Here is an 18,017-nt window from a genome sequence, read left to right on the forward strand (position 1 = left end):
TGATTCGTCCTGGCGGGGCCCCGGTCGTGGCATGGTGGCTTTGCGGCCGCTCGTCGCCTACCCTGTACCGCGGTCAACCGCAGCGTCGCCGGTCAGTTCGCCCGTGACGTGCCCTCCCAGTAAGGAACCGACACCGACGTGGACGCCTTGCGTATCGCACTCCAGGTGCTGCTGATCCTCACCAGCCTCCTGCTCATCCCGCTCGTCCTGCTGCACAAGGGCAAGGGCGGCGGCCTGTCCGACATGTTCGGCGGCGGCATCACCAGCAGCGCCGGCAAGCGGGTGTCGCGGAGCGGAACCTCAACCGGATCACGGTCGGCACCGCGCTGGTCTGGACGGTCATCATCGTCCTTCTCGGGCTGCTCGAGAAGACGGCCTGAGGGCGGACGGCCATGGCGAGCGGAAGTGCTATCAGGGGGTCGCGAGTCGGAGCCGGCCCGATGGGCGAGGCGGAGCGTGGCGACACCGCTCCCCGCATCTGGGTGTCCTACTGGTGCGCCAACGGTCACGAGACGCGGCCGAGCTTCGCTGAGGAGGCCGCCCTCGAGGCGCCTCTGACGTGGGACTGCCCGCGGTGCGGGTTCCCGGCCGGTCAGGACCAGGCGAACCCGCCGTCGCCGAGCAAGAACGAGCCCTACAAGACCCACCTCGCGTACGTGAAGGAGCGGCGTTCCGACGAGGACGGCGCGGCGATCCTGGACGAGGCGTTGGCGGCGCTGCGCGCCAAGCGCGGGGGATAGTCCGCACCCGAACCTGACGACGGGCCCGGCAATGGCGCCGGGCCCGTCGTCATGTCTGCCCGGAGGACTCAGTGGTGGTGCCCGTGACGGCCGAGCGTCTCCTCGGGCGTCGCACCGGGTCGGGTCCACTGGGGCGCAGGACGGCCGGTAGGCCCCCAGGTGGGGTTCCCGTCCACGTCGGTGCGCCAGTACCAGCAGGGCCCGTCGCCCTCGGGCCAGCCCTCCGGGGTCTCCTGCCACCACTCACCCCGGCCGTAGGGCGTCATGTCGAGCAGGGCGAACGAGCCACTGGCGGGCTCGGTGCCCCGGTCCGTGGTCTCGTACGTGAGGAAGACGCGGTCGCCGTCGCGCAGGAAGCAGCTGAAGAGGCCCATGTCGCCGCCGACCGGCTCGGCGAGGTCGCGCACGGAGTACCACGGCTGGGTGTAGCCCATGAAGTCGACGTAGGGGGCGACCTCGTCCCACGTGCCGGTGGTGACGATGGCGAACGACACGCCGCGAGCGTTGAGGTAGACGGCGTCCTTGAGGTGCCACGCCGAGACCGTGCAGCCCTCGCACTGCCCCTGGTGCGGCGCGCCGTCGTGCCACATGTGCTTGTAGACGACCAGCTCGCTCCGTCCCTGGAACAGGTCGAGGAACGGGACGGGCCCGTCAGCCCCGACCACCTCGACGGTCGCGTCGAGCTCGACCATGGGCAGCCGGCGGCGTTCCGCGGCTAGCGCGTCGCCCTCGTGGGTGTGGGCCTTCTCGCGGACCAGCAGCTCGTCCCGGGCGGTCTGCCAGGTGGCTCGATCCACGACGGGCGGGCGGCCGTGCAGCGCGCTCGGGTCGGCGGGGGTCGTGGTCGTCATGGTGCGCTCCGTGGTGTCTGGTGCCGGGTCTCGTCGTACGACGACGTCCGAGCCCTCGGGCATTCGACACGAACGGCTCTGGAGTCAGAGCACCCGCAGCAGGGCGAACCCGTCGTAGCCCTTGGCACCGACCGTCTGGACGACCGTCGCGTCGTACCGGGGGTGGCCCGTGAGCAGCTCCACCATCGTCCGGATGCCCTGGACGCGCGCGTCGGGGTGCTGGGGGTCCAGGACCCCTCCACCGCGCACGACGTTGTCGACGATCACCAGCGACCCGGGGTGGGTGAGCAGCAGCGTCTGCTCGAGGTAGCGCGGGATCGACTCCTTGTCGGCGTCGATGAAGACGAGGTCGAAGGGTTCGGTGCCGTCGGCGACCATCCGGTCGAGCGTGTCGGCGGCGGGTCCGACCAGCACGGAGGTGACATCCCCCAGACCGGCCCGCACCAGCGAGTCCGTGGCCACGGCGGCATGCTCGGGGGAGAAGCTCGAGGGTGGTCAGGGACCCGCCCGCCGGCAGCGACCGGGCGAGCCAGACCGTGCTGTACCCGCCGAGCGTGCCGACCTCGAGGATCCGGCGAGCGCCTGCCGCCTGCGCGATCAGGTGGAGCAGCTTGCCCTGGTTGGGCGCGACCGCGATGTCGGGCAGACCCGCCGCGACGGCGCTCGCGCGGGTGTCGACGAGGGCGACGTCCTCGGGCACGAGCACGCCGAAGTACTCGTCGACGGCCGTCCAGAGGTCCGTCGTGGCGGCCGCCGGCGGTGCGTCCGCCGTGGCGAGCGCGGCCGTCGCAGCGGCGTCGACGAGCCAGAGCGTCCGCTCCGTGCCCAGTGCTCCCGCGGCGGGCGTCACGGTCACCGACGCCCCACCGAGTGCCGAGGCGACCGCGTCGGCCTTCTCTGCTCCCGCGGCCACCACCCAGACCTCACGCGCGGCGCGGATGGCGTCGAACGTCAGCGAGACCCGCAGCGGCGGCGGCTTGGGGGAGCCGTGGACGCCGACGGTGCTCGAGTACTGCGCTCCGAGGGCGGCGTGGCCCGGGAAGAGGGAGGCGACGTGGCCGTCGGGACCCATGCCGAGCAGGAGGACGTCGAACGCGGGGGAGCCGGCGGCCGCCAGCTCGGACGCGTAGAGCGCGGCGGACACCTCGGGAGTCGGCACCGCCTCGCTCAGCGCGGGCATCGGGTGCACGTTCGACGCCGGGAGCGCGTCCCCCAGCGCGTCGATCAGCGCCTCGCGGGCCTGGGTCTCGTTGCGGTCGGCGTGGCCGCCCGGCAGGAACCGCTCGTCGCCCCACCACAGGTGCACCCCGGACCAGTCGACCGCGTCGCGTACCGGGCTGCCCGCGACGGCCCGCAGGGAGGCGATACCGACCGTGCCGCCCGTGAGGACCACGTGCAGCGGCGACCGGTGCGACTGCAGGTCGACCAGCCGGGTCAGCAGGCGCGCGGCCACCGCCTCGGCGAGGATCTCGGCCGAGGGGTGGACGACGACGTCACGCGGGCCGTGCTCGGTGGACCGCACGCCGCTCACGCGTCGAGCCTCGCAAGACCCTTCTGCAGCACCTCGCCGTACACGTCGTCGGCGTCGAGGCGCCGCAGCTCCTCGGCCAGGCACTCGGGGAGCTGGCGGATGGGCAGGGCGATGCGGTGGTCGGGCTGGTCGGGCTGGTGCAGCGCGGCGGTCTTGCCGTCGGGACGGTCGAGCACGATGGGGCCGGACGACCGCTCGAGCCTGACCTGCGTGATCGCCAGGGCCTCCGTGACGCGCTCGATCTCGACCGGGCAGCGCAAGGACTGCGCCAGCCAGGCGGCGATGAGGTCGACCGACGGGTGGTTGGCCTGGCCGACGACGACGGCCTTGTGCACCGGCTCGTACGGCGGCTGGTCGAGCGTCGCCGCGATCAGCCCGCGCCACAGGGTGGCGCGGGTCCAGGCGAGGTCGGTGTTGCCGTCGGCGTGCGTGGCGGCCAGCTGCCGCAGCGCGGCCAGCGGGTGCAGCACCTGCGTCGAGTCCGTGATGCGCCGCGCCGCCATGCGGCCGATCGGGTCCTCGGCGACGTTGTCGGGGATGTCGTACGGCCACCAAGCCACGATCGGCGCGTCGGGCAGCAGCAGCGGGATCAGGAGCGTGTCGAGGTGCCGCTCCAGCTGACCGGACGGCCGCAGGACGAGCACCTCGCTCGCACCCGCGTCGCCGCCGAGGCGGATCTGCACGTCGAGGTTCGACTCCTTGTCGGCCACGTCGTTCGCCAGGACGATGACGCGGCACGGGTGCTCGCGGCTGGCGTCGTTGGCAGCCTCGATCGCCTCTTCCGGGTCGTGGTCGCCCACGTTGATGACGAGCGTCAGCACGCGGCCCAGGGCGATCGCCCCGCCCTCGTCGCGCTCCGTGAGCAGCCGCTTGTTCACGTCGCGGGTCGTGGTGTTGGGCATCTCGATGATCATGGCCGTCTCCAGACTCGTCCGTCGCGCGCCATCATCTTGTCGGCCGACTCGGGACCCCAGGTGCCCGATCGGTACTGGTCGGGCTTGCCGTGCGCGGCCCAGTACGCGGTGATGGGGTCGAGCACCTTCCAGGACAGCTCGACCTCCTCGTGCCGCGGGAAGAGTGGCGGGTCGCCGAGCAGGACGTCGAGGATCAGGCGTTCGTAGGCCTCGGGGGAGGACTCGGTGAACGCGTGCCCGTAGCCGAAGTCCATGGTGACGTCGCGGACCTCCATGGCCGTGCCCGGCACCTTGGCCCCGAACCGCAGCGTGACGCCCTCGTCGGGCTGCACGCGGATGACCAGGGCGTTCTTGCCCAGCTCCTCGGTGGCCGTGGACTCGAAGGGCAGGTGCGGTGCCTTCTTGAACACCACGGCGATCTCCGTGACGCGTCGGCCCAGTCGCTTGCCCGTGCGCAGGTAGAACGGCACCCCGGCCCAGCGGCGGTTGTCGATGTCGACGCGGATCGCGGCGAACGTCTCGGTGGTGGACTCCTTGTCGAAGCCCTCCTCCTCGAGGTAGCCGATGACCTTCTCGCCACCCTGCCAGCCGGCGGCGTACTGCCCGCGCGAGGTGTGCTTGCCGATGTCCCGGGGAACCTTGACCGCCGAGAGCACCTTGATCTTCTCGGCGCGCAGGCCGTCCGCCTCGAACGACGCCGGCTCCTCCATCGCGGTGAGCGCGAGCAGCTGCATCAGGTGGTTCTGGATGACGTCGCGGGCGGCGCCGATGCCGTCGTAGTACGACGCGCGGCCGCCGATGCCGATGTCCTCGGCCATCGTGATCTGGACGTGGTCGACGTAGTTGGCGTTCCAGATGGGCTCGAAGAGCTGGTTGGCGAAGCGCAGCGCCAGCAGGTTCTGCACCGTCTCCTTGCCCAGGTAGTGGTCGATCCGGAAGATGTCGTCGGGGTTGAAGACGTCCGAGACGATGTCGTTCAGCTCGCGCGCGCTCTTGAGGTCGTGCCCGAACGGCTTCTCGATCACCACACGACGCCAGGTGCCCTCGGCCGGCTGCGACAACCCCGATCGGGCGAGCTGCTTGCAGACCACCGGGAACGCACTCGGCGGCACCGACAGGTAGAACGCGTGGTTGCCGCCCGTGCCGCGGTTGATGTCGAGCTCTTCGACCGTGTCCCGGAGCCGGTCGAACGCGTCGTCGTCGTCGAACGTGCCCTGCACGAACCGGATGCCCTCGGACATCTGTCGCCACGTCGCCTCGCGGAACGGCGTGCGCGCGTGCTCGCGGACCGAGTCGTGCACGATCTCGGCGAAGTCCTGGGTGGCCCAGTCGCGGCGCGCGAAGCCCGTGAGCGCGAACCCCGGAGGCAGCAGACCGCGGTTGGTCAGGTCGTACACGGCCGGCATGAGCTTCTTGCGCGCGAGGTCGCCCGTCACGCCGAAGATCACGAGGCCGCAGGGGCCGGCGATCCGCGGGAGCCGACGGTCTCGCGCATCGCGCAGCGGGTTGTTCCCTGCGCTGACCTTGCTAGGGCTCACCTGGCGTCTCCCGACTCGTTCTGCTTCGTGGCGGCTGCGAGGCCGTCGGAGACCGTCGAGAGCAGCTGCCCCCAGGCCGTCGTGAACTTCTCGACGCCCTCGTCCTCCAGCTGCTGGGTGACCTGGTCGATGTCGATGCCGATGGCGCCGAGTCGGTCGATGACCGACTGCGCCGCGTCCTGCGTGCCGGAGACGGTGTCGCTGCCGTCGCCGCCGTGGTCCTTGACGGCGTCCAGCGTGGCCTCGGGCATGGTGTTCACGACGCCCGCGACGACCAGCTCGTCGACGTACAGCGTGTCCGGGTACGCCTTGTCCTTGACGCCGGTGGACGCCCACAGGGGGCGCTGCGGGTGCGCGCCGCCGGCGGCGAGGGCCTTCCAGCGGTCCGCCGCGACGACCTCCTCGTACACCCCGTAGGCGAGGCGAGCGTTGGCGATGGCCGCGGTCCCGCGCAGTGCCGCGGCCTGCGGGGTACCGATCTTGTCGAGCCGCGGGTCGATCTCGGTGTCGACGCGGGAGACGAAGAACGAGGCCACCGAGGCGATCGGCGCGAGGTCGTGACCGGCGGCGGCCGCCTTCTCGAGGCCGGTCTCGAAGGCGTCGAGAACGGCGCGGTAGCGGTCGAGCGAGAAGATCAGCGTGACATTGACGCTGATGCCCTGGGCCAGCACCGCCGTGATCGCCGGCAGCCCCTCGAGGGTGGCGGGGATCTTGATGAAGACGTTGGGCCGGTCGACGGTCGCCCACAGGGCCTTGGCCGAGGCGATGGTGGCGTCGGTGTCCTTGGCCAGCCGCGGGTCCACCTCGATGGAGACGCGTCCGTCGACGCCGTCGGTCCGGTCGTAGACCGGTCGCAGCACGTCGGCGGCCTGGCGCACGTCGTCGGTCGTGATGGTGAAAACGGCGTCGTCCACGTCGGTCACGCCGGCGCCGGCGAGCTCGCGCTGCGCGTCGTACGCGTCGCCCTTGGAGAGGGCTGCGGCGAAGATCGACGGGTTGGTGGTCACACCGACCACGCCGCTGTCCGCGACGAGCTCGGCGAGGTTCCCCGTGCGCAGTCGTTCGCGCGAGAGGTCGTCCAGCCAGATCGCGACTCCCGCGTCCGCCAGGCGTGTCAGAGGGGTGCTGCTGTGTGCCATCGTCGATCCCCTTCGTCCGCGCGCCGGCCCCGGGGTCCGGGGCCGGCGCGTCCGTTCAGACTCAGACCTGCTGGTCGCCCGTGCCGCTCGCGAGCGGTAGACCGGGCGTGTTCGCGGGGCCGCTGCCGGCCGCCGCGATCGACTCGTGCGCGGCAGCCACGACGTGCTCGGCGGTGAAGCCGAACTCCTCGAACAGCTTCTCCGCGGCGGCCGAAGCGCCGTAGTGCTCGATGGACACGGACCGGCCGGCGTCGCCGACCAGCTTGTGCCAGGAGAGCGCGATGCCGGCCTCGACGGACACCCGAGCGCGGACCGAGGACGGGAGCACCGACTCGCGGTACGCCTTGTCCTGCTCCGCGAACCACTCGAGCGACGGCGCCGACACCACTCGGGTGGCCACGCCGGCGGCCTCGAGGATGGTGCGCGCCTCGACGGCGAGCTGCACCTCGGACCCCGTGCCGATGAGGATGACGTCGGGGGTGCCGGTGCTCGCGTCGAGCAGCGTGTAGGCGCCCTTCGCGACGCCGTCGGCCGAGGCGAAGCCGTCCTCGTCGCGGGGGAACGTCGGGACGTTCTGCCGCGTGAGGATCAGCGCGATCGGGCCGCTGGTGTGCTCGAGGGTCGCCTTCCAGGCGGCCGCGGTCTCGTTGGCGTCGGCGGGCCGGACGACCGTGAGGCCCGGGATCGCGCGGACGGCGGCAAGGTGCTCGATCGGCTGGTGCGTCGGGCCGTCCTCGCCGAGGCCGATGGAGTCGTGCGTCCAGACGTACACGGCCGGCACGCCCATGAGCGACGCCAGGCGGACGGCGCCGCGCATGTAGTCGCTGAACGTGAAGAACGTGCCGCCGTACGGCCGGGTGAGCCCGTGCAGCCGGATGCCCGACAGGATCGAGCCCATGGCGTGCTCGCGGATGCCGAAGTGCAGAGTGCGACCGAACTCGTCGCCGGCGAACTCGCTGGTGGACCGCTTGGCCGGGAGGAAGGACGGCTCACCCTTCATCGTCGTGTTGTTCGAGCCGGCGAGGTCGGCGGAACCGCCCCACAGCTCGGGCAGCACCGACGCGAGCGCCGAGAGGACCTCGCCGGAGGCCGCGCGGGTGGCGACGGACTTGCCCGCGGGGAACACGGGCAGGGCGTCGGCCCAGTCGTCCGGCAGGTCGCCGGCGACGAGCCGGTCGAGCAGGGTCGCGTTGTCCGGGTTCGCCGCACGCCAGGCGTCGAAGGACTCCTGCCAGGCCGCCTTGACGGGCGCGGTGCGCGCGCTCAGGCCGCGGGTGTGGGCGAGGACGTCGGGGTCCACGTCGAAGGCCTTCTCGGGGTCGAACCCGAGGACGTCCTTGAGTCCGCGGACGGCGTCGCCACCCAGCTTGGAGCCGTGCGCGGAGTGCTCGTTGGTCTTGCCGGGGGTCGGCCACGCGATGAGCGTGCGCAGCCCGATGAAGGACGGGCGGTCGGTGACGGCCTTGGCGGCCTCGATCGCGGCGTAGAGCGCGTCGACGTCCTCCCGGTAGCCGTCCGGGCTGCCGGTCCAGTCGACGAACTGCGTGTGCCAGCCGTAGGCGGCGTAGCGCGCCACGACGTCCTCGGTGAAGGCGATCTCGGTGTCGCCCTCGATCGAGATGTGGTTGTCGTCCCACAGCACGATGAGGTTGCCCAGCTCCTGGGTGCCCGCGATGGACGACGCCTCGCTGGTGACACCCTCCTGCAGGTCGCCGTCGGACGCGATGACGTAGACGAAGTGGTCGAACGGGCTGGTGCCCGGCGCGGCGTCGGGGTCGAGCAGACCGCGCTCGCGTCGGGCCGCCATGGCGAAGCCGACTGAGGAGGCGAGCCCCTGGCCCAGCGGGCCCGTGGTGATCTCGACGCCGGTCGTGTGCTTGTACTCGGGGTGGCCGGGCGTCTTGGAGCCCCACGTGCGCAGCGCCTCGAGGTCGGACAGCTCCAGGCCGAACCCCGCGAGGTACAGCTGGATGTACTGCGTCAGGCTCGAGTGGCCCGCCGACAGGACGAAGCGGTCGCGGCCCAGCCAGTGCGGGTCCGCCGGGTCGTGCCGGAGCACGTTCTGGTAGAGCAGGTAGGCGGCGGGGGCCAGGCTGATCGCCGTCCCCGGGTGGCCGTTGCCAACCTTCTCGACCGCGTCCGCGGCCAGGACACGCACCGTGTCCACCGCCTTCACGTCAAGATCGGTCCAACCGACCGTCTTCGCCAGGGGAGCCTTCGCGTTCACCGCACCTCATTCCCACCCTGGCCCGTGGCCGGGGTGACGTGTCAGACGAGATCGAGCAGCCACAGCGGGCTGCCGGGCAGGGTCGGCGTCGCACCTTCGCGGCGGTCGTCAAACCGTGCACATCGACCCTATAGCGCACGTGGGTACCCTCGCCGGGCGTGACCAGGACCGTGCATGTGCCGGTGGTCACGTGTTCATTCCCGCGACCGATGTCACACGACTCGCGCCGCGTTCGGGGCGGTTGTGGTCGCCCTCGGGTCAGGTGCAGGCCGTAGCATGGCTGCGCGACATAACCCCGCCGGACACGAACGGAAACCGCAGCGCGTGCGCCTCAGCAGCCCTCTGTCAGTCGAAGACGCCGGAGCGTCGGACGACCAGGTCGCTGTCGGCCCGCTGCACGGCTCGCCGGCCGCCGGGGGAGCCCCGCGCAAGGGCCGGATCGCGCGGACGGTCGGCCCGTACGTCGCGCTGACCAAGCCGCGCGTGATCGAGCTCCTCCTGGTCACCACCGTCCCGACGATGATCCTGGCGGCCGGCGGGTGGCCCGGGCTCTGGCTCGTCCTCGCGACGCTCGTCGGCGGCGCCGCGGCGGCCGGTTCGGCCAACGTGCTGAACTGCTACCTCGACCGCGACATCGACAAGATCATGAACCGCACCAAGCGGCGTCCGCTGGTGACCGGCGAGCTGACGCCGCGTGCGGCGCTGGTCTTCGGGCTCGTGCTCGGTGCGTTCTCGCTCGCGTGGCTGTGGCTCGTCGTCAACCCGGCGTCCGCCTGGCTCACCGCGGCCGCGATCCTCATCTACGTCGTCGGCTACACCATGATCCTCAAGCGCCGCACGCCGCAGAACATCGTCTGGGGCGGCGCGGCCGGCTGCATGCCCGTGCTCATCGGCTGGTCCGCGGTCACCGGGGGCCTGTCCTGGACGGCCGTGCTGCTGTTCGGTGTGATCTTCTTCTGGACGCCGCCGCACTACTGGCCCCTGTCGATGAAGTTCAAGAAGGACTACGCCGCCGCCGGCGTCCCGATGCTGCCCGTCGTGGCCAAGGACACCAAGGTCGCTCGGGAGATGATCGGCTACACGCTCGCGATGATCGCGTGCTCGCTGCTGATCTGGCCGGTGCAGGGCATGACGTGGGTGTACGGCGTGATCGCGACGGGGCTCGGCATCTGGTTCCTGTGGACCAACATCAGCCTGCTGCGCCGCGCCGAGGACCCCACCCGGGGCAAGCTCAAGGCGATGAGCGTGTTCCACGCGTCGATCACCTACCTCACGCTGTTGTCGATCGCCCTCGCGGTGGACGTCTTCCTGCCGTTCTGATCCCGTGACGACGATCGAGATCTCGCTCGAGACCTACCTCGCGCACCTCACCGTCGAGCGCGGGCTGTCCACCAACACGCTGCTGGCCTACCGCCGGGACCTCTCGCGGTACGTCGCGTTCCTTGCCGCCCGCGACTGCCACGACCCGGGGCAGATCCGTGAGCGGGACGTCGAGGACTACCTGCTGGCGGTCCGGACGGGTGCCGACGGACGGACCGCGCTCTCGGCGTCGTCGGCCGCGCGGTCCGTCGTGGCGGTGCGCGGCTGGCACCGGTTCCTGCTGCTCGACGGCGTGACCGGCACCGACGCCGCCAGCGCCGTCCGGCCGCCCGCCCAGCCCAAGCGGCTCCCCAAGGCGATCTCGGTCGACGACGTCGAGCGGCTCCTGGACGCCGCCGGGCTCGGCGACGGGCCCGTCCCGCTGCGCGACCGTGCGCTGCTCGAGCTCGTCTACGGCACCGGCGCCCGCATCTCCGAGGCAGTCGGCCTGGACGTCGACGACGTCGACCGCACCCCCGGCTTCGCGTCCGTCCGACTCTTCGGCAAGGGCCGCAAGGAACGCGTGGTGCCGGTGGGCTCGTTCGCGCTGTCCGCGCTGGACGCCTACCTGGTGCGCGGTCGGCCCACCATGGCGACGGGGTCGAGGGGCGGCTCACCGGGGCTGTTCCTCAACACGCGGGGCGCGCGGCTGAGCCGGCAGAGCGCCTGGGCGGTGCTGCGGTCGGCCGCCGAGAGGGCGGGCCTGCCGGGCGCCGACCACGTGTCGCCGCACACTCTGCGGCACTCGTTCGCGACGCACCTGCTCGCCGGCGGCGCGGACGTCCGGGTGGTCCAAGAGCTGCTCGGGCACGCGTCCGTGACGACCACCCAGATCTACACGCTGGTGACGCCGGACACGCTGCGCGAGGTCTACGCCGCGTCTCACCCGCGCGCGCGATGAGCATTGCGGTACGACCGGTCTGTCGCGCGGCGGCGAGGCCGTCCGCTCCGGTAGGTTGTGCGGCGTGGTGAGCCAGCAGACGACCGACCCGCAGCTCGACGCCGTCGGGCGGCCGATGCCTGAGTTCCCCGACCCAGCGCCGCTCGCCTCGCACGGTCCCGCCCGCGTGATCGCCCTGTGCAACCAGAAGGGTGGCGTCGGCAAGACGACCACCACGATCAACTTGGGGGCCGCGCTGGCCGAGTACGGCCGCAAGGTGCTGATCGTGGACTTCGACCCTCAGGGTGCCGCGTCCGTCGGGCTGGGCATCAGCCCGCACGCTGGACCGGACCGTCTACAACCTGCTCATGGAGCGGGACGCGGACATCCACGACCTGATCCACCACACGGCGACGCCGAACCTGGACCTCCTGCCGGCGAACATCGACCTGTCCGCGGCCGAGGTGCAGCTTGTGGGAGAGGTCGCCCGTGAGAGCGTGCTGGCCCGCGCGCTGCGCCCGGTCCTCGACGACTACGACGTGGTGTTCATCGACTGCCAGCCCTCGCTCGGCCTGCTCGCCGTCAACGCGCTGACGGCCGCGCACGGCGTGCTGATCCCGCTCGAGTGCGAGTTCTTCGCGCTGCGCGGGGTCGCGCTGCTGGTCGAGACGATCGACAAGGTCCGCGACCGCCTGAATCCCCGCCTCGAGCTGGACGGCATCGTCGCGACCATGTACGACCCCCGCACGCTGCACGCCCGTGAGGTCGTCGCGCGTGTCCACGAGGCGTTCGGGGACGCGCTGCTGCACACGGTCATCAGCCGCACGGTGAAGTTCCCCGACGCGACGGTGGCCGCCGAGCCCATCACAACGTACGCACCGACGCACTCCGGTGCGGCGGCCTACCGGCAGCTGGCACGTCAGCTCGTCGCCCGTGGCGACGCCGCCTGACGAGCGCGCGGCCCCGCTCTCGGAGGCGACCCCGGCTCCGGTCGGTACGCAGGCCTTCGAAGTTCACCTGACGAACTTCAGCGGGCCGTTCGACCTGCTCCTCGGGCTGATCGCCAAGCACAAGCTCGACATCACCGAGGTCGCGCTCGCGCAGGTCACCGACGAGTTCATCGGGTTCCTCAAGGCCGCCGAGAAGGAGTGGGACCTCGGGCAGGCCAGCGAGTTCCTGGTCATCGCGGCGACGCTCCTGGACCTCAAGGCCGCGCGTCTGCTGCCGTCGGCGGACGTCGAGGACCAGGAGGACATCGAGCTGCTCGAGGCCCGCGACCTGCTGTTCGCCCGGCTCCTGCAGTACCGCGCGTACAAGCTCGTCGCCGCCGACCTGGCCGAGCGGTTCGCCACCGAGGGCCGCCGCTTCCCGCGCCTCGTGACGCTCGAGCCGCACCTCGCCGCGCTGCTGCCGGAGCTGGTCTGGCAGATCGGTCCCGAGGAGCTCACCGCGCTGGCGGCCCGGGCCGAGCAGCCGCGGGCGGCGGCGCCTGGGGTCGACATCAGCCACCTGCACGCACCGGCCGTGAGCGTCCGCGAGCAGGCCGCCGTGCTGGTCGACCGGCTGCGGCACGGCGGCGCGATGTCGTTCCGCGCGCTCACGGCGGACGCGGACGCGACGATCGTGGTCGTCGCCCGGTTCCTGGCCCTGCTCGAGCTGTTCCGGGAGGGCGCGGTCGGCTTCGACCAGGTCACGCCGCTCGGCGAGCTGACCGTGCGCTGGACCGGCGCGGCCGAGGGGGACATCGAGGTGTCGGACGACTTCGACCAGCTGGACACCACCATCGAGACGGTGCCCGAGGCCGCACCCGAGGAGGACGCATGACCGAGGACGCTGCTGCCACGGACCTGGAGCCGATCGAGCCCGACCCGATCGACTCGCAGGCCGCGGCCGACGAGCCGCCTTCGACGTCGACGACCTGCCCGGCGGCGCGCTGTCGGCGCTCGAGGCCGTCCTGATGGTCGCCGACGAGCCCATCCCGGCGATCCGGCTTGCCACGGTCCTGGCCCTGCCCACCGACCGCGTCGAGGAGCTGCTGGCTCTGCTGGCCGCCGAGTACCGCGGCGAGCACGGCGGGCGTCCGCGCGGGTTCGAGGTGCGCCGGGCCGGCGACGGTTGGCGGATCTACTCGGCTCCGGTGTACGCCGACGTGGTCGGACGGTTCGTGCTGGACGGGCAGACCGCACGGCTGACGCAGGCGGCGCTCGAGACGCTCGCGGTGATCGCCTACCGGCAGCCAGTGACGCGTGGTCAGGTCTCGGCGGTGCGTGGCGTGAACGTCGACGGCGTCGTGCGGACCCTCACCGCCCGCGGTCTCGTGGCCGAGGTGGGCACGGATCCGTCCAGCGGTGCGGTCCTGTACTCGACCACGGGATACTTCTTGGAGCGGATGGGGCTGTCCAGCCTGGACGAGATGCCTCCGCTCGCGCCCTACCTGCCGGACATCGACGCCTTCGAGGGCGTCGACCAGGCGATCGGAGACAGCAGATAAGGCTCGCAGACACCTCGTTCCGGGGGTTCCGGCTCGACCGGCGGACGGTCCGGGGGCTCGGGCTCTGGCCAGGGTCGCAGCGGCGGCTCGTCGCGTGGCGGCAGCGGCTCGGGTAGCTCGGGCGGCTCGCGCGGCGGCAGCTCCTCGCGGAGCGGCAGCTCCGGTGGCTACCGCGGGTCCGGCGGCGGCGAGGGCTACCGCGGCAACACGGGCGGAGGCGACGGTTACCGCAGCGGGGACGGCTACCGCGGCGGATCGAGCGGCGGCGGGTCGTCGCAGCGCGGGTCCGCCGGCGGCGGCGCATCGCGGGGTGCCGCGGGCACGGGTGGTTCGTCACGCGGCTCCTCGAGCGGTTCGTCGGGCGGCAGCGGCGGGTCCGGTGCGCGCAGCGGCGGGTCGAGCGCGCGCAGCGGCGCGACCCGCGCGAAGTCCGGCTACCCACGCAGCGGCGCCCCCACGGGCGGCGCCAGCCGGTCGCGGACGCCCACCCGGCCGCCGCGCAGCCGCGAGCCCGAGGTGACCATCGACGTGCACGACCCCGACGGCGTCCGCCTCCAGAAGGTGCTCGCCGCCGCCGGCCTCGGCTCGCGTCGCGCGTGCGAGGACCTGATCTCGGCCGGTCGCGTGACGGTCGACAACAACGTGGTCCGCGAGCTCGGCGTCCGCGTCGACCCGCTGACCGCCGTGATCCACGTCGACGGTCTGCGCGTGCAGCTGGACACCTCGATCGTCACGATCGCGCTGAACAAGCCCAAGGGCGTCGTCTCGACGATGCACGACCCCGAGGGCCGACCCTCGATCGGACAGTTCGTCGCCGACCGCACGGAGCGGCTGTTCCACGTCGGCCGGCTCGACGCCGAGACCGAGGGCCTGATCCTGCTGACCAACGACGGCGAGCTGGCCAACCGCCTGGCGCACCCGGCGCACGCGGTGCCCAAGGTCTACCTCGTGCAGCTCGAGGGACGGGTGACCAACTCCCTCGGTGGCCGGCTGCTCAAGGGCATCGAGCTCGAGGACGGGCTGGCCAAGCTGGACAAGTTCCAGATCGTGCAGACGACGCCGCAGGCCAGCCTGGTCGAGGTCGAGCTGCACGAGGGTCGCAACCGGATCGTCCGGCGGATCTTCGAGGAGGCCGGCTACCCGGTCACCGGGCTGGTCCGCACGCAGATCGGGCCGATCCGCCTCGGCGACCTGAAGACCGGCCGGACGCGTGTGCTGTCCAAGACCGAGGTGGGATCCCTGATGGTGCGGGTGGGCATGTGACGCTGGCGACCCGTGGACCGGTGCGCATCGTGGGCACCGGACTGCTCGGCACGTCGGTCGGGCTCGCCCTGACCACGCAGGGCGTCGACGTCGTCCTGCACGACCCGTCCCGCACCGCGCTGGCCCTCGCCCGCGACGTGGGGGCCGGTCGCCCGGCGTCGGCGGACGACGCCCCGCCCGCGATCGTGGTCGTCGCGGCCCCGCCCGACGTGACCGCCGACGTGGTGCGCGCCGCCTCCGAGGCATACCCGGACGCGATCGTCACCGACGTCGCGAGCGTGAAGGGCTACGTGCTCGCCGACTCCGTGCCGCCGGCGCGGACCTGACGCGGTACGTCGGCTCGCACCCGATGGCCGGCCGGGAGCGGTCGGGTCCGAGCGCGGCCGTGCCCGACCTGTTCCTCGGGCGCCCGTGGGTCATCGCCGACTCGGGCTCCTCTCGACCCGACGCCGTCCTCGCCGTGCGCTCGCTCGCGGTCGACCTGGGTGCCGTGCCGGTCGCGATGGACGCCGACGCGCACGACGCCGCCGTCGCAGCCGTCTCGCACGTGCCGCAGGTGGCCGCGAGCCTCGTCGCCGCCCGGCTGCGCGGCGCCGACGACGAGGCGCTCGGACTGGCGGGTCAGGGCCTGCGGGACGTCACGCGTCTTGCGGCGTCGGACCCCGCGCTCTGGACGTCGATCCTGGCGGCGAACGCGGCCGCCGTGCACGAGGTTCTCGTCGGGCTGCGGACCGACCTCGACGCCGTGATCGACGCCCTCGCGCACGCGTCGAAGGCCGACGGTCCGGAGACGGTCGAGCTCGGCGCGCTGGCGGCGATCGCCCATGCCATCAGCGAGGGGAACGCCGGCGTGGCGCGGATCCCCGGCAAGCACGGCGGGGCGCAGCGGGTCTACGCCGTGGTGACGGTGCTCGTGCCGGACACGCCCGGCGGCTCGCACGGCTCCTCACGGACGTGGGGGAGGCAGGGGTCAACCTCGAGGACCTGCACCTCGAGCACGCGGCCGGGCGCCCGGTCGGCATGGCGGAGATCTCGGTGCTGCCGGGCAGCGTCGAGCACCTGGAGGCGGAGCTGAACGCCCGCGGTTGGAGACTGGTGAGTTGAGCACGACCCTCGTCGTGGCGATCGACGGGCCCTCGGGCTCCGGCAAGTCGAGCGTGTCCAAGGCCGTGGCCGCCAGGCTGCACCTCGCCTACCTCGACACCGGCGCGATGTACCGCGCGGCCACCTGGTGGTGCGTGTCGCAGGGTGTGCCCCTGGACGACACCGCCGCCGTGGCCGCCGCCGTCGCCGGGTTCCCGCTGGTCATGGGCGTGGACCCGGCCGATCCCACGGTGCACGTGGGCGGCGTCGACGTGCACGAGGCGATCCGGTCGACCGATATAACGGCCGTCGTGAGCGCCATCGCGACGAACCTCGAGGTGCGCGCCGAGCTCGGCCGGCTGCAGCGCGAGATCATCGCCGCGTCGCAGGAGCCAAGATCCTTCTCGCAGGGCCGCGGGATCGTCGCCGAGGGACGGGACATCACCACGGTGATCGCGCCGGACGCCGACGTCCGGGTGCTGCTCACCGCGAGCGAGGCCGCGCGGTTGAGGCGCCGGGCGAAGGACGTCCACGGGACCGACGACGCCGCCGCGGTCGAGGCGACGAGGGACCAGGTGCTGCGGCGCGACGCCGACGACTCGACGGTGGTGCAGTTCCAGGTCGCCGCCGACGGCGTGGTGACCATCGACTCGTCGCACCTGGACTTCGACGAGACGGTCGAGGCGGTGCTGGAGGTCGTCGAGACCGAGGTCGGGCCGCGGCAGTGAGCGACCCGACGGCGCGCGAGCCGCGATGGTCGCGCTGGATCGGCCGGTTCCTGGCGCACGTCGTCTGGAACACGAAGGTCACCGGGGCGTCGAACGTGCCCTCCACGGGGCCGGTCCTGCTCGCCGCCAACCACACGGGCATCCTCGACGGTCCGCTGCTGCACGGCGCCACGACGCGGCGCTCGCGCATCCTGGTCAAGGAGGAGATGTTCTGGGGTCCCGTCGGCTGGCTGCTGCGGATCTCCGGCCAGATCTCCGTGGACCGCGACGACGGCGGCCGGACCGCGTTGACCGCGGCGCTCGGGGTGCTGAAGGACGGCGGCGTCGTGGGCGTGTTCCCGGAGGGCAACCGCGGTCGAGGCGCGGCGACCAACGCCCGTGCGGGGATCGCGTGGCTGGCGATCAACGGGCGTGCGCCCGTGGTTCCCGTCGCGGTGCTGGGCACGCGGCGCACCGGGGAGTCCGTGAACAAGGTGCCGTGGCCCCGTCGCCGGATCGCGATCGAGTTCGGTCAGCCGCTGCCCATCGAGCGGGCGCCCGGCACGTCGGGGAAGGTGGCCGTCGAGGAGGCCAACGAGGCGATCAGGGTCGCGCTCGCGCAGCTGGTCGACGCGGCGTCGGCACGCTCCGGCATCCCGCTGCCCACCGACGACCCGCAACGGGAGCGGAGCACCCCGCCCGAGTAGCGTGCGGTCGGTGACCGCAGACGACTCCCTGTACGCCGGGAGCGCCCGCTACTACGCGGCGGGACGCATGCCCTACCCGTCGGCGATCGCCGACGTGCTGCGCGACGAGCTGCACCTCGACGGGACGGGCCGCCTGCTCGACGTCGGGTCGGGACCCGGTTCCCTCCTGCTGCTGCTGGCCCCGCTGTTCGGCTCGGCCGTCGGCGTCGACGCGGACGCCGACATGCTCCGCGACGGGCAGGACGCCGCGGAGCGCGACGGCATCTCCAACCTCACGTGGCAGCACCTGCGGGCGGAGGCCGTCTCGGCGGGCTCGGCACGTTCCGCGTGGTGACGTTCGCGCAGTCGTTCCACTGGATGGATCGGCCGCTCGTCGCCAGCCGGGTCCGCTCCGTGCTCGAGCCGGGTGGCGCCTGGGTCCACGTGTCGGCGTCGACGGACCGCGGCGTCGCGGACGACGACGCGCCGCCGCCGCCGTGGGCCGACGTGGACGCTCTGGTCGCCCGCTACCTGGGTCCGGTGCGTCGAGCGGGTCGGGGATTCCTCCCGCACGGGACGGTCGGCGGTGAGGAGGACGTCATGCGCGA

At 72.5% G+C, this 18,017-nt stretch carries 16 protein-coding genes and 4 pseudogenes; 13 read left to right on the forward strand and 7 right to left on the reverse strand.

The features are described from left to right. Window positions 1–138 precede the first annotated feature (138 nt). Together secG and AC38ZX_RS09885 are read left to right on the forward strand one after the other, a co-directional pair. Window positions 139–380: pseudogene (secG, locus tag AC38ZX_RS09880) on the forward strand (preprotein translocase subunit SecG). A gap of 12 nt (window positions 381–392) precedes the next feature. Continuing rightward, on the forward strand, window positions 393–740 hold the full coding sequence (locus AC38ZX_RS09885; RefSeq protein WP_034608687.1) for an RNA polymerase-binding protein RbpA: 348 nt from the start codon (window positions 393–395) through the stop codon (window positions 738–740). Window positions 741–808: 68 nt separating this feature from the next. Here the strand turns inward: AC38ZX_RS09885 and AC38ZX_RS09890 are convergent, their stop codons facing one another. The 7 genes and pseudogenes from AC38ZX_RS09890 to tkt all read right to left on the reverse strand — a co-directional run bounded on the left by AC38ZX_RS09890 (window position 809) and on the right by tkt (window position 8,940). Further along, complete coding sequence (locus AC38ZX_RS09890; RefSeq protein ID WP_491297135.1) at window positions 809–1,591, reverse strand: DUF899 family protein; 783 nt, start codon at window positions 1,589–1,591, stop codon at window positions 809–811. A gap of 84 nt (window positions 1,592–1,675) precedes the next feature. Beyond that, entirely contained in the window at window positions 1,676–2,053 is a 378-nt protein-coding gene (locus AC38ZX_RS09895; RefSeq protein ID WP_491297136.1) for an O-methyltransferase, read from the reverse strand. A gap of 67 nt (window positions 2,054–2,120) precedes the next feature. Beyond that, window positions 2,121–3,206: pseudogene (pgl, locus tag AC38ZX_RS09900) on the reverse strand (6-phosphogluconolactonase); the annotation flags it as partial. After that, on the reverse strand, window positions 3,119–4,036 hold the full coding sequence (locus AC38ZX_RS09905; protein ID WP_426595662.1) for a glucose-6-phosphate dehydrogenase assembly protein OpcA: 918 nt from the start codon (window positions 4,034–4,036) through the stop codon (window positions 3,119–3,121). The pseudogene pgl and the gene AC38ZX_RS09905, both read right to left, overlap by 88 nt. Further along, on the reverse strand, window positions 4,033–5,574 hold the full coding sequence (gene zwf / locus AC38ZX_RS09910) for a glucose-6-phosphate dehydrogenase (RefSeq protein ID WP_491297138.1): 1,542 nt from the start codon (window positions 5,572–5,574) through the stop codon (window positions 4,033–4,035). Before zwf ends, AC38ZX_RS09905 begins: the two co-directional genes overlap by 4 nt. After that, the gene (gene tal, locus AC38ZX_RS09915) at window positions 5,571–6,713 is read right to left on the reverse strand and encodes a transaldolase (protein WP_491297139.1); all 1,143 of its coding nucleotides are present in this window, start codon (window positions 6,711–6,713) and stop codon (window positions 5,571–5,573) included. Before tal ends, zwf begins: the two co-directional genes overlap by 4 nt. A gap of 61 nt (window positions 6,714–6,774) precedes the next feature. After that, on the reverse strand, window positions 6,775–8,940 hold the full coding sequence (gene tkt, locus AC38ZX_RS09920) for a transketolase (RefSeq protein WP_491297140.1): 2,166 nt from the start codon (window positions 8,938–8,940) through the stop codon (window positions 6,775–6,777). Between the two features lie 393 nt (window positions 8,941–9,333). Between tkt and AC38ZX_RS09925 the strand changes: the two genes are divergently transcribed. From AC38ZX_RS09925 to AC38ZX_RS09975, 11 genes and pseudogenes are all read left to right on the forward strand, one after another. After that, window positions 9,334–10,260, forward strand: a complete 927-nt coding sequence (locus AC38ZX_RS09925; protein WP_426595923.1) for a heme o synthase — start codon at window positions 9,334–9,336, stop codon at window positions 10,258–10,260. A gap of 4 nt (window positions 10,261–10,264) precedes the next feature. Beyond that, complete coding sequence (locus AC38ZX_RS09930; protein WP_491297141.1) at window positions 10,265–11,200, forward strand: site-specific tyrosine recombinase XerD; 936 nt, start codon at window positions 10,265–10,267, stop codon at window positions 11,198–11,200. Between the two features lie 115 nt (window positions 11,201–11,315). After that, a pseudogene (locus tag AC38ZX_RS09935) lies at window positions 11,316–12,129 on the forward strand (ParA family protein). Further along, window positions 12,113–13,003: a segregation and condensation protein A gene (locus AC38ZX_RS09940; RefSeq protein ID WP_491297142.1), complete on the forward strand. Its 891-nt coding sequence runs from the start codon at window positions 12,113–12,115 to the stop codon at window positions 13,001–13,003. Before AC38ZX_RS09935 ends, AC38ZX_RS09940 begins: the two are co-directional and overlap by 17 nt. Beyond that, a complete protein-coding gene (locus AC38ZX_RS09945; protein ID WP_491297143.1) occupies window positions 13,000–13,137 on the forward strand; it encodes a hypothetical protein in 138 nt (45 codons plus the stop codon). Before AC38ZX_RS09940 ends, AC38ZX_RS09945 begins: the two co-directional genes overlap by 4 nt. After that, the gene (scpB, locus tag AC38ZX_RS09950) at window positions 13,098–13,670 is read left to right on the forward strand and encodes an SMC-Scp complex subunit ScpB (protein ID WP_491297359.1); all 573 of its coding nucleotides are present in this window, start codon (window positions 13,098–13,100) and stop codon (window positions 13,668–13,670) included. The genes AC38ZX_RS09945 and scpB overlap by 40 nt, the downstream gene beginning before the upstream one ends. A 516-nt stretch (window positions 13,671–14,186) precedes the next feature. Beyond that, window positions 14,187–14,933 (forward strand): pseudouridine synthase, encoded by a 747-nt coding sequence (locus AC38ZX_RS09955; RefSeq protein ID WP_491297144.1) that lies wholly within the window; start codon window positions 14,187–14,189, stop codon window positions 14,931–14,933. Continuing rightward, window positions 14,930–16,037 (forward strand): annotated as a pseudogene (locus AC38ZX_RS09960) (prephenate dehydrogenase). Before AC38ZX_RS09955 ends, AC38ZX_RS09960 begins: the two are co-directional and overlap by 4 nt. Continuing rightward, window positions 16,034–16,744 (forward strand): (d)CMP kinase, encoded by a 711-nt coding sequence (gene cmk / locus AC38ZX_RS09965; RefSeq protein WP_491297146.1) that lies wholly within the window; start codon window positions 16,034–16,036, stop codon window positions 16,742–16,744. The pseudogene AC38ZX_RS09960 and the gene cmk overlap by 4 nt, the downstream one beginning before the upstream one ends. After that, complete coding sequence (locus tag AC38ZX_RS09970) at window positions 16,741–17,430, forward strand: lysophospholipid acyltransferase family protein (RefSeq protein ID WP_426595678.1); 690 nt, start codon at window positions 16,741–16,743, stop codon at window positions 17,428–17,430. Before cmk ends, AC38ZX_RS09970 begins: the two co-directional genes overlap by 4 nt. A gap of 10 nt (window positions 17,431–17,440) precedes the next feature. Then, window positions 17,441–17,764 carry a methyltransferase domain-containing protein gene (locus AC38ZX_RS09975; RefSeq protein ID WP_491297147.1) on the forward strand — a complete coding sequence of 108 codons (324 nt, stop codon included), beginning with the start codon at window positions 17,441–17,443 and terminating at the stop codon, window positions 17,762–17,764. The last annotated feature ends 253 nt before the right edge of the window (window positions 17,765–18,017 follow it).

The organism is Cellulomonas sp. McL0606 (assembly GCF_058248365.1).

What these genes read in the sequence shown, in the direction of transcription:
- AC38ZX_RS09885 (WP_034608687.1), top strand. Translation starts at nt 393, where the DNA reads ATGGCGAGCGGAAGTGCTATCAGGGGGTCGCGAGTCGGAGCCGGCCCG.
- AC38ZX_RS09890 (WP_491297135.1), bottom strand. Translation starts at nt 1,591, where the DNA reads ATGACGACCACGACCCCCGCCGACCCGAGCGCGCTGCACGGCCGCCCG.
- AC38ZX_RS09905 (WP_426595662.1), bottom strand. Translation starts at nt 4,036, where the DNA reads ATGATCATCGAGATGCCCAACACCACGACCCGCGACGTGAACAAGCGG.
- tal (WP_491297139.1), bottom strand. Translation starts at nt 6,713, where the DNA reads ATGGCACACAGCAGCACCCCTCTGACACGCCTGGCGGACGCGGGAGTC.
- AC38ZX_RS09945 (WP_491297143.1), top strand. Translation starts at nt 13,000, where the DNA reads ATGACCGAGGACGCTGCTGCCACGGACCTGGAGCCGATCGAGCCCGAC.